A 13,758-nucleotide genomic window follows, 5' to 3' on the forward strand; every position below is an offset into this window, starting at 1 on the left:
CCTCGGGAGAACAGGTCACCCAACTCCTTTACGGGGATCTGTACAAGGTGACCGACCATCGGAAGGAGTGGGTGAAGATACGGGTGACCTGGGACGGTACAGAAGGATGGATCCCCAAAAACCAATCGTACCCACTCGAAAAAGAGCGCTACAGGGAATTTAAAGCTGCCAAAGAACCAGCCCACGCTTCAGACCTCATCGCTTTTGTAAGTTCAGGAAAGAGCCAGTTGATCCCTATACTTTTAGGATCCGTGGTACAATTTGCCCGCTCCCTGAACCACACTTATGAAGGAGAACTCGTCAGGGGTAAACTGGAAAAACCGAACCTGCTCAATACAGCTCTCCAATACCTCGATGCGCCCTACCAGTGGGGAGGCAAAACCCCTTTCGGGATCGATTGTTCGGGCCTTACCCAGATGGTTTACAAGATCAACGGATACTCCCTGCCGAGAAATGCCGCGGAGCAATCGGCCCTGGGGGAAGTGCTGAGCTTTGTGGAGGAAAGCAGTCCGGGTGACCTCGCTTTCTTTGACGATGAAGAGGGAAAGATCACCCATGTGGGAGTCATCATGAAAGACAACCACATCATACACGCCCATGGCAGGGTCCGGATAGACCGGCTGGATCAAAGCGGGATCTACGACACGGAGCAGGGGCGGTACACTCATAAGCTAAGGGTGATCAAAAAGATCCTATAAAAAAACCCGGCCTTCTGAGACCGGGTTTCTTATCCCTAAGGAAATATCTTATTCTCCAAGGAGTTTTTTGACCCTCATGAAATTCTCATTATCCCCCAGTGCCCCGTAGATATTCTTGAGCTGGGTCAGGATTCCCTGGTTGTCAGGATTGTTCTTAAGGGCGTCTTCCAAAACAATAGCACCTTCCCTGAACAAGTCGTCCTTCTGCTTTTTGAGTTCCTCATATCGGGCAATATCAGCCCTTGAGTTCCCAAGACTGTTCATCTCATCGATCAGTCCGTTACCCTCATTCACATAGGTGGTAGAGAGGTTCAGTTGGGCATTCACATAGCCGGGGTTGATCTCTATAGCCCTTTTGTAAGCGGTTCTGGCTTCTTCCAGGTTCCCCTGTTCCATGTTGATCACCCCGATGTTGTACTGCAGATCAGGATTGTCAGGAGCCATGGCAGAGGCCTCGGCCATCAGAGCCTTGAATTTATCCTTGTCACCCATCTTGTAGTAGAGGTTCGCTTCATTCAGCACGAGGTTGACGTCATTGGGATTTTCGGCCTTAGCATCGGTATAAGCCTGAAGCGCCTTTTCATCCTGTCCTAACTGGGTGTAGATCAGGGCGATATTCTTGATGATCTCTGACCTTTTGGATGGGCTCCTTTCCATCACAGGGTCTTTATAGGTACCAGACTTCACCATGATATCCATCTGGGTCTTGTCATTCATTTCCTCGACCTCGCCTGTCTCAACATTGGTCGCTTTGTAAGACATGGTGCTCCCGTCATAGTTGAGTTTTTTCAACTCTTCGTAGTACCCGAGAGCCTCTTCGTAATGCTGTCCGTTAACAGCACTGCTGGCAGCGTAATACAGGTAGATGGTATCCCTTGGGCTCAACTGGTAAGCCATGTAGAGTTTATCTGCACCTTCCTTGTATTTTTTGTTGTTGTTGTCGTCTACAGCAGCATTGATCAGGTCTGAGGTCATCCCTGCTAGCATCTGCTCGCTATCCGAACTGTATTTTGCCTTCCCACTGGCATTTTCGATCTCAATTACTTTCTTATAAGAAGAAATAGCCTCATCAAAGGCACTGGCCTGTCCTTTCTTTGCGAGGTCTGAAAATACCTGACCTCTTACGAAATAATACTGGGCCTGGGTGCGCTCATCTGCCCCATCGATCATCCCCGAAATAGACTCAAGGCTGGATTTGGCAGCCGTTGCATCCCCGTTCTTAAGGGCTTTTTCTGCATCTTTCAGCTCACTCTTCTGCGCAAAAGCAAGCGTGCTAAACAGCATAGCCATTAAAATGAATAGTTTCGTTCTCATTGTTACTCTCTTTTGATTAGTGTTTAATAATTATTTTTCTGATTCCGGTTCCTGAGTATCAAGAGCCGTGCCATCTTCTGTTTTTACTTCGATATCCCTGACATCCACATCATCCAGGTTGTCCTCATCCTTCATGACCTTGGCCACTGCCGCAATGGAATCATTATCCTTGAGGTTGATCAGTTTTACCCCCTGGGTAGCCCTGCCCATGGTCCTCAGGTCGTCCACGCTCATGCGGATGGCGATGCCCGATTTGTTGATGATCATCAGGTCATCAGAATCCGATACGTTCTTGATCGCTACGAGTCCGCCAGTCTTCTCGGTTATGGAAATGGTCTTGACGCCTTTACCGCCCCTGTTGGTGATGCGGTAATCGTCTATGCTGGACCTCTTTCCATAGCCATTCTCGGAAACCACCAGGATGTCCTCTTCAAAATTATGGACCGACACCATACCGATCACCTCGTCATCATCGCTGGCCAAAGTGATCCCGCGTACACCGGAGGCACTCCTGCCCATGGGTCGGGTTTTGCTCTCTTCAAACCGGATCGCTTTCCCGGACCTCAACCCCAGGAAGATCTGGCTGGTACCGGTGGTGAGCTTGGCTTCCAGCAATTCGTCCCCTTCCCGTACATTGATCGCGATGATCCCGTTCTGTCTCGGTCTTGAATACTGTTCCAGGGAGGTCTTTTTGACCACTCCCTTCCTGGTAGCCATGATCACGTAGTGGCTGTTCACGTAATCCTCATCCTTGAGATCCTGGGTACAGATAAAGGCCTTTACCTTATCGTCGGTCTCTATGTTGATCAGGTTCTGTATCGCCCTGCCTTTGGAAGTCCTGCTACCTTCAGGGATCTCAAAGACCCGCATCCAGAAACACTTACCACTCTGAGTAAAGAACAGCATGTACTGGTGGTTAGTCCCCACAAAGAGGTGCTCTAAGAAGTCCTCATTCCGGGTAGAAGATGCCTTCTGGCCTACCCCTCCCCTGTGCTGGGTCTTGTATTCAGAAAGGGGTGTCCTTTTGATGTAACCGGCATGGGATATGGTGATGACCACCTGCTCATCCGGGATCATGTCTTCAATACTGAGGTCACCCCCTGCGAAATTGATCTCCGAACGCCTGTCGTCTCCGTATTTCTCCTTGACCTCCAGGAGCTCCTCCTTAATGATCTCCATTCTCCTGTCCTTCCGCGCCAGGATATCCTTGAGATCCTCTATGGTCTTGAGGATCTCCTCGTATTCAGACCTCAGTTTGTCCTGCTCCAAGCCGGTGAGTTGCCTCAGTCGCATTTCCACGATGGCCCTGGCCTGAATTTCTGTCAGTTCAAAACGCTCGATCAGGTTTTGCCTGGCTGTATCCGCATCTGATGAGGCCCGGATGATGCTGATCACTTCATCTATATTGTCTGAAGCTATGATCAATCCTTCCAGGATGTGGGCCCGGTCTTCGGCCTTCTTCAAGTCGAATTTTGTTCTGCGAACCACCACCTCATGTCTGTGGTCCACAAAGTAGGAGATGATCTCCTTTACGTTGAGCAACTGCGGACGTCCGTTTACCAGGGCGATGTTGTTCACGCTGAAGGACGACTGCAGGGCTGTGTATTTGAAAAGGGTATTCAGTACTATATTAGGAATGGCGTCCCTCTTGAGGATGTACACCACACGCATCCCTTTACGGTCACTCTCATCACGGATATTGCTGATCCCCTCTATCTTTTTGTCGTTGATCAGGTCGGCTGTCTTTTTGATCATATCCGCCTTGTTCACTTGGTAGGGAATCTCCGTTACCACGATGCACTCACGCCCGTCCACTTCTTCAAAATGGGCTTTAGCCCGCATGACAATACGCCCGCGCCCGGTGTGAAAGGCTTCTTTTACTCCATCATAGCCGTAGATGATTCCCCCGGTGGGAAAATCCGGGGCTTTGATGTGGGTGATGAGTTCATCTATTTCGATCTCGGGATTATCGATAAAAGCCACGGTCCCGTCCACCACCTCGGAGAGGTTGTGTGGGGGCATATTGGTGGCCATCCCCACGGCGATACCCGAGGCTCCATTGATGAGCAGGTTGGGTATCCTCGCCGGCAGTACGGTAGGTTCCTGAAGGGAATCGTCGAAGTTGAGCTGGTGGTCAACGGTCTCCTTTTCGATGTCCGTGAGCATCTCATCGGCGATCTTCCTCATGCGCGCCTCTGTATATCGCATGGCAGCCGGACTGTCGCCATCGATGGAACCGAAGTTCCCCTGCCCGTCTATGAGCATGTACCTCAGGCTCCATTCCTGGGCCATACGCACCATGGTATCATAGACCGAGGTGTCTCCGTGCGGGTGATACTTTCCTAAAACCTCCCCGACGATACGGGCAGATTTCTTGTGGGCGCTGCTGGATCTCACTCCCAGTTCATGCATTCCGTAAAGCACCCTTCTGTGTACCGGTTTCAGCCCATCCCTGACATCGGGAAGGGCGCGTGACACAATGACCGACATTGAGTAATCAATGTAGGCAGATTTCATCTCATCTTCTATGTTGATCGGGATCAATTTTTCTCCTTCCGCCATATAAAAATCCTATTGCTTATCAGTGGTTAAAACATCGGCCCAATATACACAAAATGATAGGTTAAGGCGCACAAAACATTGACTTTATTGCAGAATTTATCAACATGACAGATAGGCGTTTTCGTTGATAAAACGCCTGTTAATTATTTTGTAAATCGGGCATTTTTTCGTCATTTAGACCAACTTAATCTAATATAGGTACGGTATTTGACGTTCTTATAGTAAGTTTTACTAATTTTAAAGAGATTTAAGGAAACCTTATGGACGATAATTTTTCACCAAGAGTTAAAGACGTAATTGCGTACAGCAAGGAGGAGGCCCTGAGGCTTGGTCACGACTTCATCGGGACCGAGCATCTCATGCTGGGTTTACTCCGGGATGGCAGTGGCAAAGCCATTAGCATCCTGGACGCCCTGGATGTGGACCTCGACCATCTCCGCAGAAAGGTGGAAATCCTGAGTCCCGCAAACCCCAATCCTGGGAACACACAAAAAGACAAGAAGAACCTGCACCTCACAAGGCAGGCAGAGCGCGCATTGAAGACTACCTTCCTGGAGGCAAAACTGTTCCAGAGTTCTTCCATCAATACGGCACACCTCCTCCTCTGTATCCTGAGGAACGAGAATGACCCCACGACCAAATTGTTACACAAGCTCAAGGTGGACTATGACGGGGTGAAAGAACAATTCAAATCCATGATCACGAGCGAGGACGATTATATCGATTCTCCCACCTCCGAATCCTTCCCCAGTGACTCCGACGAGCCATCAGAAGGGAAAGAAGCTTCCTATGGAGGCGCTTCGGCCCAGAAGGGAAGCAAGAAATCCAAGACGCCTGTCCTGGATAACTTCGGGCGCGATCTCACACGCCTTGCGGAAGAGAATAAACTCGATCCGGTCGTGGGACGTGAGAAGGAGATCGAACGTGTCTCCCAGATCCTCAGCCGAAGGAAAAAGAACAATCCCCTCCTCATCGGTGAACCCGGTGTAGGAAAGAGCGCCATAGCGGAAGGCCTTGCCCTCCGCATTATCAACAAAAAGGTATCACGCATCCTTTACAACAAAAGGGTCGTGACCCTCGACCTGGCATCCCTGGTTGCCGGTACCAAGTACCGCGGCCAGTTCGAAGAGAGGATGAAGGCCGTGATGAATGAGCTGGAGAAAAATGACGATGTGATCCTTTTTATTGACGAGATACATACCATCGTAGGGGCCGGAGGAGCCACGGGCAGCCTGGATGCATCCAACATGTTCAAGCCGGCCCTGGCCAGGGGAGAGATTCAATGTATTGGAGCGACCACCCTGGACGAGTACCGCCAGTACATTGAGAAGGACGGCGCCCTGGAGCGAAGGTTCCAGAAGGTTATGGTAGAACCCACAACCGTGGAAGAGACCATAGAGATCCTGCGGAACATCAAGGGAAAATACGAAGACCACCACAACGTTCTTTATACGGACGAAGCCATTCTGGCCTGCGTAAAACTCACAAACCGGTACATGACTGACCGCTTCCTTCCGGACAAGGCGATAGATGCCCTGGACGAAGCAGGCTCCCGTGTACACATCGTGAATATGGATGTGCCCAAGCAGATCCTCGAACTCGAAAAGCAGCTCGATGATGTACGGGAACTCAAGAATACCGTTGTGAAAAAACAACGGTACGAAGAAGCGGCCAAGTTAAGGGACGATGAAAAACGCCTGGAAAAAGAATTGGCGGTAGCCCAGGAAAAATGGGAAGAAGACAGTAAACTTCACAGGGAGACCGTAACTGAGGACAATGTGGCAGATGTCGTATCCATGATGAGTGGCATACCCGTAAACAAGATCGCCCAGACCGAAAGTAATAAACTGGCCGAATTGCCTGCCCTGATCAAGGGGAATGTGATCGGACAGGACGAGGCTGTGGCCAAGGTGGCCAAAGCCATCCAGAGAAACAGGGCCGGGCTCAAGGATCCTAACAAGCCGATCGGTTCCTTTATCTTCCTGGGACAGACCGGAGTTGGTAAGACCCAGCTGGCCAAAGTTCTGGCCAAGGAACTCTTCGATTCAGAGGACGCCCTGATCCGCATAGACATGAGCGAGTACATGGAGAAATTTGCCATCTCCAGACTTGTGGGAGCACCTCCCGGATATGTGGGGTATGAAGAAGGGGGACAGCTGACCGAGAAGGTGAGGCGCAAACCCTATTCTGTCATCCTCCTCGACGAGGTGGAGAAAGCGCATCCCGATGTCTTCAATATGTTGCTGCAGGTGCTGGATGACGGATACCTGACTGACAGCCTGGGCAGGAAGATCGATTTCAGGAATACCATCATCATCATGACCTCCAATATCGGAGCCCGACAGCTAAAGGACTTCGGGCAAGGTGTTGGCTTTGGTACGGCAGCCAAAAAATCACAGGAAGACTCCCACCAAAAAAGTGTGATCGAAAATGCCTTGAAGAAGGCTTTCGCTCCGGAATTTCTCAACAGGATAGACGATGTGATCGTCTTCAATCCGCTTGAAAGGGAACATATCCACCAGATCATCGACATTGAGCTCGCCAAACTGTACAACAGGATCAAAGATATAGGATACGACCTGAATCTTTCCGATAAGGCCAAGGACTATATAGCCGAGAAAGGTTTTGACAAACAGTACGGCGCCAGGCCACTGAAAAGAGCCATACAGAAATATATTGAGGACGTTCTGGCCGAGGAGATCGTCAATTCCAAACTGGAAGAAGGAGACAGCATCTTCATGGACTACGATGGAAAATCGGAATTGCTTTCCATTAAAATCAAAAAGGCCAAGAAGTCTTCCGAAGCCTAGATTGTAGGAAATAATTCTAATATAGGGTGTCATTAAACTGACACCCTTTTTTGTACCGTATATCCTTGTTCCATCCGATCGACTCCCCTGTATGTCGATTAAACGATTTTTACGCCTTTAATCTATTATTTTTCAATCCCGGTGGCCTTCCGAATACTTTCGTAATGAACACTACAAAACTACATGGGGATGAAAATAAGGCCGATCAAAACACCGGTTGTTGTAAAGGAGTATGTGCTGGATATAGGAACTGTCCAGGTTTTCGACGACTACATGGTCGCCACTTACAACGAAGGAGTTACCGTGACCCTGGAACGGGTCTACCAATTGATCGGAATCTCCGAGATCCATTTCAGGGACAGGCCCTTCGGCTTTATCAGTAACCGAAAGAATTCCTATGCCATAGACCCGACGATCTACAATTATGTGCGGGAACTGCAAAACTTAAAGGCGTATGCTATTGTCTCGGTTAAGGAGATGGACATGCACAATTTCACCATTGAGAAGATGTTCTACAAAAAGCCGATGAAGTTCTTTATCGACTACAACAATGCCCTTGCCTGGGTCAAGAGGCGGGTAGCCAAGAAATAATCTATTCCCCTTCCCCTTCTTTTTTATGATTTGGTTCTTCCATGTAGAATTCCCGGAAGGCTGCTCCCAGTTGTGATGTGATATCCCCTGCAGTAAGGGATTCCATACTTTGTGATTGCAGACACAGGTCACCTGCCCTTCCGTGCAGGTACACCCCCATTAGTGAGGCCTCCAGGGGAGCGTAGCCCTGGGATAAAAGTCCGGTGATCACTCCTGTGAGGACATCCCCGCTCCCGGCCGTGGCCATCCCCGGGTTTCCGGAAGTGTTCACGTAGCCCTTGTCCTTGTCGAGTATTAGGGTATGCGCCCCCTTGATGACCAGAATACAGCCCGCCTCTTTCACAAATTCCCTGGCCAACTCCAGTTTTTCGAAGTCGTTTTTCCATGATCCTGTCAGGCGTTCCAGTTCTCCGGGATGAGGGGTCAGGACAGAATTGGGAGGCAGTAGTTTCAGCAGGGTCTTTTCTTTGGCTAGCAGGTTGAGCCCATCAGCGTCCACGACCAGAGGTGATGAATTCTCCTCCAGAAAGGCCTTGAACGCCCCTATAGTAGCTTTGGACGTACCCATTCCCATCCCTATGCCGACGGCGGATGCCTGAAAAGGGATATCGACCTCTCTGATCTCCTTTTCACTCTTATCGGTTAGGACCATCACTTCCGGAATGCTGGATTGCAAGGGGTTAAGCCCACAGCCTGGCACATAGGCCGTAACGAGTCCGCTCCCACTCCTGAGGCAGGCCTCTGCTGCAAGTCTTATTGCACCCATTTTACCATGGGACCCACCAACGATCACCGCATGACCGAAAGTACCTTTATGAGAAAATTTACTCCTGAATCGATAGAGAAGTTTGATCTCGTTGTAACCTATCAATTCATAATCCGTATCCAGGGAATTGATAAAGGCCTCATCCAGACCGATATCCAGGGCCATCCACTGTTCGCAAAAACTTCCCGTGGATGGCAGGAAAAAGACCAGTTTCGGGTGTTGAAAGGTCAGGACATAGTTCGCCCTGATGACATGACCGAGATCTGAGGCTTTGTCCAGGAACATCCCTGAGGGCACGTCAATAGATACTATCAGGGCCTTGCATTTGTTCAATCCCTGCATGAGTTGGGTCACCCAGGCATTTGGTTCCCTGTTCAGCCCCGTACCGAAGATGGCATCTATCACAATATCCCCTTCCCCTATTTCCGGTAGCGGACTTTTTTCTTTCAAAATTTCCGGCCATACCTTTCGTTCCTTAAGTCGGTCAAAATTGATCAGGAAATCCTGTGACCTTTTGTCGCTGTAGTTCACAACGTACACCTGTATCTTATACCCGTGTTCCAGCAAATGCCTCGCCACAACCAAACCGTCTCCCCCATTGTTGCCGATCCCGCAGAACACATGCAAGGTGACGGGAGAACCATTCAGTTGCTGATGCAGCCAGTTAAAGAGGGCGACCCCGGCCCTTTCCATAAGTTCATCACTCCTGAGGTTCTGGCTTTTTATCGTATAGGCATCAGCTGCCCTGATCTGTTCCGCGGATAGTATTTTCATTTTATATAGACTCCTTTATGGCAGGTCACTCGTCAGGGATCGCCCGCAGGGTCTTGATGGAAAGTTCTCACTTTTTTCCGATGTAGGTAAGAAATCCGTAAAAAAGCTTGTGATTCTCCTTCTTGTTCTCAAAAATCCCTTGATTTGTTTGGGCGGCTTTGTAAAAATACTACATTTGATCCGTATGAGATCGAATCCAGTTTCTTTCCTGCCAAACCCCGATGCGGTATCTCCATCCAAAAATAATACGATGGTGAACACCACCCCTTGGGGGTAGTCTCTTATTATTCTCCGCTGTCCCATATCCCTTTTTAGTTTCCTTAATTCCTTAATACGATGAAAGTTTTAAAATTTGGTGGTACTTCCGTGGCCTCTGCAGACGTGATCAGGCAGGTCAGGGACATAGTGAATCACACAGAATCAGACAGGATAGCCGTAGTAGTCTCAGCCCTTGGAGGGGTTACTGACCGCCTGCTGGAGACGATGGACATCGCCTCCCGTCAGGACGCCGCTTACCGAAAAGCACTCAAAGGCATAGAGGACAGACACCTTGAAGTGGTCAGGGAACTGATGCCGATGAAATCCCAAAGCGGTATCCTCAGTAAGGTAAAAAGCGAGCTCAATGTGCTGGAAACCCTTCTGGATGGCGCATTTTATATAGGGGAGATCACTCCCAGATTATCAGACAGGATCGTCAGCTTTGGTGAGTTGCTTTCTGCCTTTATCATCAGCGAATACTTTACCTCGAGTGGATTGACCGCGGAATTCAAAGACTCTCGGGAACTCCTTCTCACAGACCAAAACCATGGGAAGGCCGCGGTTGATTTCAAGGAATCCAACAAACGGATTCGGGAGTATTTTGAGCAGGAGAAGGCAGCCGTTGTGGTACTTCCCGGATTTATTGCTTCCTCTGAGGATGGCAACGTCACTACCCTGGGAAGAGGGGGATCCGACTTCACGGCCTCGATCATTGCTGCGGCACTAGAAGCCGAGGAATTACAGATATGGACCGATGTGAGCGGGATGTACACGGCCAACCCAAAAATCGTAAAACAGGCTAAACCCATCGCCCACATATCCTATGAAGAGGCCATGGAACTTTCGCATTTCGGTGCCAAAGTGCTATATCCCCCTACGGTTCAGCCCGTCCTGGCCAAAGGACTCCCCATTCTGATCAAGAACACTTTCGAACCCGATGCCCCGGGAACGCTGATCACCCGGAAGTCTCCCGAAGAAGGCAGGACAGTGAGGGGGATCAGTTATATCCCCGGAATTTCCCTCCTCTCCCTTGAAGGTCCGGGTATGATCGGGATTCCCGGTATCTCCAAGCGATTCTTCGAAGTATTGTCTATGGCCAATATCAGTGTGGTCCTTATCACCCAGGCTTCTTCGGAACACTCTATCTGTATCGGTATTGCCGATGAAGACGCCCCCAGGGCTATCAGGGAGATCGACAAGGCTTTCAGCTACGAAAGGTCTCAGGGAAAGATCAAACCCGTCGCCCATGAAAAAGACCTGGCTATCATTGCCCTGGTAGGGGATCAGATGAAAAACCACCAGGGTCTGAGCGGCCGGATGTTCAGCACTCTGGGGAAGAACAATGTGAACATCAGGGCCATTGCCCAGGGGGCCTCTGAACGGAATATCTCGGCTGTGATCCGCAAGGAGGACGTTAAAAAAGCATTAAACACCCTCCACGAGACATTCTTTGAGGAGAACATCAAACAGCTGAACCTCTTTGTCCTCGGTACAGGGAATGTGGGGGCCAAATTGCTCGAACAACTCAGAAAGCAAAAGAAGTACCTTAAAGACCATCTCAGGCTCAATGTCAGGGTTCTGGGAATCTCCAATTCCCGAAAGATGTACTTCGACGAACAGGGCATTCCGCTACAGCAATGGTCCGATCTCCTGCAAAAAGGTTTGAAGGCAGATCCCAAAGAATTCTTTAAGACCATACAGCATATCAATGCCAGAAACAGCATCCTGGTAGACAATACGGCCAGCGAGAAGGTGGCAGAGCGATACCCCCAGTATCTCAGGGAAAGTATCTCGGTGGTCACCTGTAACAAGATCGCCTGTTCCTCGGCGTACAGGAATTACAAACAGCTGAAGGATCTCGCCTCACAATACAGGGCCCCCTTTTTATTTGAGACCAATGTAGGGGCCGGACTTCCGATCATAGATACGCTGAAAAACCTGGTGGCATCCGGGGATGAAGTAAGGGAGATCAAGGCTGTGCTTTCTGGAAGCCTGAATTTTGTGTTCGACCATTTTAATGAGGACACCTCTTTCCATGATGTGGTGAGACAGGCACAGGAAGAAGGATATACGGAACCTGATCCGAAGATCGACCTCAGCGGGATAGACGTGATGCGCAAGATCCTGATCCTTGCCCGGGAAAGCGGATTTCAGCTGGAACTCTCTGAGATCGAGAATCGATCCTTCCTCCCGGAGGAAGCTTTGAAAACCAGAGATAACGACAGTTTCTTTGCCGCCCTGAAGAAGCACGAGTCCAGTTTCCAGAAACTGGTAAAGGCTGCCAAAGCGAAAAAGTGCAAATTGAAATTTGTCGCTTCCCTCAAGGACGGTAAAGCCAGCGTGGGACTGGAGCACATCCCGGCAGGGCATGATTTCTATTCCCTGGCTGGCAGTGACAATATCGTCCTTTTCTATACGAAGAGGTACCCCAAACAACCCCTGATCGTCAAGGGTGCAGGTGCCGGGGCCGATGTTACCGCCTCGGGTATATTTGCTGATATCATCAGGGTCGGGACCTATTAACCGGTTCCCACCGTGTTTAAACAAAGAATTTGTAGTAGTTTCGGACCAGGCATTCGCAATTCATGACACAAGACGAGATCAAGGTATTCTGTCCGGCCACTATCGCCAATATTTCCTGTGGCTTTGATGTCCTCGGCCTCGCCCTGGGAACCATTGGGGATGAGATGGTAATCAGAAAGAAGGAGCAACCCGGCATTGTGATCACCCGGGTCACAGGTCAGGACCTGCCCCTGGAGGCCCACAAAAATGTGGCCGGTGTAGCAGGGCTGGCCATGCTTGAATCCCTGGAATATCCCGAGGGTTTTGAGCTGGAGATCCATAAGAAGATCAAAGCCGGTAGCGGGATCGGGAGCAGTGCAGCAAGCGCTTCAGGTGTGGTTTGGGGTATCAATTACCTTCTGGGCAATCCCTGTTCCGAAGAACAATTGGTCCGCTTCGCCATGGAAGGTGAAAAACTCGCCAGCGGCACCCCTCATGCAGACAATGTGGCCCCGGCCATCTATGGGGGCATCACCCTGGTGCGGAGTTCTGATCCCCTGGATGTGGTCCGTATCCATTGCCCTTCGGACCTATATGCCTCGGTAGTGCATCCCCACATTGAGATCAAGACGGCAGATTCCCGGAAAATCCTCAGGACGAGTATTTCCCTGGCCGACGGGATTAGGCAATGGGGAAATCTGGGAGCCCTTATCGCCGGATTTTATAAAGAGGATTACGCCCTGATAGGCCGATCCCTGGAAGACCATATCATAGAACCGATCCGCTCCATCCTCATCCCCGGCTTTGACGATATTAAAAAACATGCTCTGGCCGCAGGTGCCCTGGGATGCGGTATTTCCGGATCCGGACCATCCATCTTTGCACTCAGCAAAGGCAGGGACACAGCCGGCAAAGCGGCCCGGGCCATGAGTGAGGTTCTGAGTGCACTCGACCTGGAACACGATACGTACGTTTCCGGGATCAATACCAAAGGAATAAAACTTATTACCGGGGAAAGAGAAAACCACTGAAGATGAAGTATTTCAGCCTGAACAAAAGGTCACCCTCGGTCTCATACAGGGAAGCAGTCATTCGCGGTATCGCCCCTGACGGCGGACTTTATTTCCCTGAAGACATTCCAAAATTCAGAAAGGGATTCATCGAAGAGATCAGGGAACTTCCACCCGTGGAGATCGGCATGGAGGCCATGCAACCTTTTGTCGATGGGGAAATACCTCCTGCCGTCCTCGAGGAGATCTTGAACAAAGTGCTGGACTTTGATTTTCCCTTGGTTGCCCTTGATAAAGGGATCTCCGCCCTGGAACTCTTCCACGGCCCAACCATGGCCTTCAAGGATGTGGGTGCCCGGTTCATGGCACTCAGCCTCGGATATTTTTCCAGAAACTCCGACCGGGAAGTGACCGTACTCGTAGCCACTTCAGGGGATACCGGCGGTGCCGTAGCCAAAGGCTTCTTGGGTGTA

The 13,758-nt window shown here is 50.1% G+C and carries 8 protein-coding genes and 1 pseudogene; 6 read left to right on the forward strand and 3 right to left on the reverse strand.

What is annotated here, in order from left to right; genetic code table 11:
* Window positions 1-698 (forward strand): NlpC/P60 family protein (locus tag ABYP73_RS05680; protein WP_372973710.1); only part of this gene is annotated, 698 nt, incomplete at its 5' end.
* Window positions 699-746: 48 nt separating this feature from the next.
* On the opposite strand, the gene ABYP73_RS05685 is transcribed toward ABYP73_RS05680, so the two are convergent.
* On the reverse strand, window positions 747-2,012 hold the full coding sequence (locus tag ABYP73_RS05685) for a tetratricopeptide repeat protein (protein ID WP_372973711.1): 1,266 nt from the start codon (window positions 2,010-2,012) through the stop codon (window positions 747-749).
* A 30-nt stretch (window positions 2,013-2,042) separates the two neighbouring features.
* The gene (gyrA, locus tag ABYP73_RS05690; protein ID WP_372973712.1) at window positions 2,043-4,574 is read right to left on the reverse strand and encodes a DNA gyrase subunit A; all 2,532 of its coding nucleotides are present in this window, start codon (window positions 4,572-4,574) and stop codon (window positions 2,043-2,045) included.
* 260 nt (window positions 4,575-4,834) lie between these two features.
* On the opposite strand from gyrA, the gene ABYP73_RS05695 reads away from it, so the two are divergent.
* Together ABYP73_RS05695 and ABYP73_RS05700 are read left to right on the forward strand one after the other, a co-directional pair.
* Complete coding sequence (locus ABYP73_RS05695) at window positions 4,835-7,384, forward strand: ATP-dependent Clp protease ATP-binding subunit (RefSeq protein ID WP_372945952.1); 2,550 nt, start codon at window positions 4,835-4,837, stop codon at window positions 7,382-7,384.
* A 189-nt stretch (window positions 7,385-7,573) separates the two neighbouring features.
* Window positions 7,574-7,975, forward strand: coding sequence for an STAS/SEC14 domain-containing protein (locus ABYP73_RS05700; protein ID WP_372945953.1), 402 nt, complete (start codon window positions 7,574-7,576; stop codon window positions 7,973-7,975).
* A 1-nt stretch (window position 7,976) separates the two neighbouring features.
* On the opposite strand, the gene ABYP73_RS05705 is transcribed toward ABYP73_RS05700, so the two are convergent.
* On the reverse strand, window positions 7,977-9,515 hold the full coding sequence (locus tag ABYP73_RS05705; protein WP_372973713.1) for an NAD(P)H-hydrate dehydratase: 1,539 nt from the start codon (window positions 9,513-9,515) through the stop codon (window positions 7,977-7,979).
* 336 nt (window positions 9,516-9,851) lie between these two features.
* On the opposite strand from ABYP73_RS05705, the gene thrA reads away from it, so the two are divergent.
* From thrA to ABYP73_RS05720, 3 genes and pseudogenes are all read left to right on the forward strand, one after another.
* The gene (gene thrA / locus ABYP73_RS05710; RefSeq protein ID WP_372973714.1) at window positions 9,852-12,296 is read left to right on the forward strand and encodes a bifunctional aspartate kinase/homoserine dehydrogenase I; all 2,445 of its coding nucleotides are present in this window, start codon (window positions 9,852-9,854) and stop codon (window positions 12,294-12,296) included.
* 62 nt (window positions 12,297-12,358) lie between these two features.
* The gene (locus tag ABYP73_RS05715; protein WP_372944880.1) at window positions 12,359-13,306 is read left to right on the forward strand and encodes a homoserine kinase; all 948 of its coding nucleotides are present in this window, start codon (window positions 12,359-12,361) and stop codon (window positions 13,304-13,306) included.
* Window positions 13,307-13,308: 2 nt separating this feature from the next.
* Window positions 13,309-13,758 (forward strand): annotated as a pseudogene (locus ABYP73_RS05720) (threonine synthase); the annotation flags it as partial.

The organism is Muriicola sp., assembly GCF_041567615.1.
Lineage (GTDB): Bacteria > Bacteroidota > Bacteroidia > Flavobacteriales > Flavobacteriaceae > Muriicola.

Bases quoted from the DNA above. Each gene is read 5' to 3' on its own strand.
- thrA (WP_372973714.1), top strand. From the start codon at position 9,852: ATGAAAGTTTTAAAATTTGGTGGTACTTCCGTGGCCTCTGCAGACGTG.
- gyrA (WP_372973712.1), bottom strand. From the start codon at position 4,574: ATGGCGGAAGGAGAAAAATTGATCCCGATCAACATAGAAGATGAGATG.
- ABYP73_RS05685 (WP_372973711.1), bottom strand. From the start codon at position 2,012: ATGAGAACGAAACTATTCATTTTAATGGCTATGCTGTTTAGCACGCTT.
- ABYP73_RS05715 (WP_372944880.1), top strand. From the start codon at position 12,359: ATGACACAAGACGAGATCAAGGTATTCTGTCCGGCCACTATCGCCAAT.
- ABYP73_RS05700 (WP_372945953.1), top strand. From the start codon at position 7,574: ATGAAAATAAGGCCGATCAAAACACCGGTTGTTGTAAAGGAGTATGTG.
- ABYP73_RS05705 (WP_372973713.1), bottom strand. From the start codon at position 9,515: ATGAAAATACTATCCGCGGAACAGATCAGGGCAGCTGATGCCTATACG.
- ABYP73_RS05695 (WP_372945952.1), top strand. From the start codon at position 4,835: ATGGACGATAATTTTTCACCAAGAGTTAAAGACGTAATTGCGTACAGC.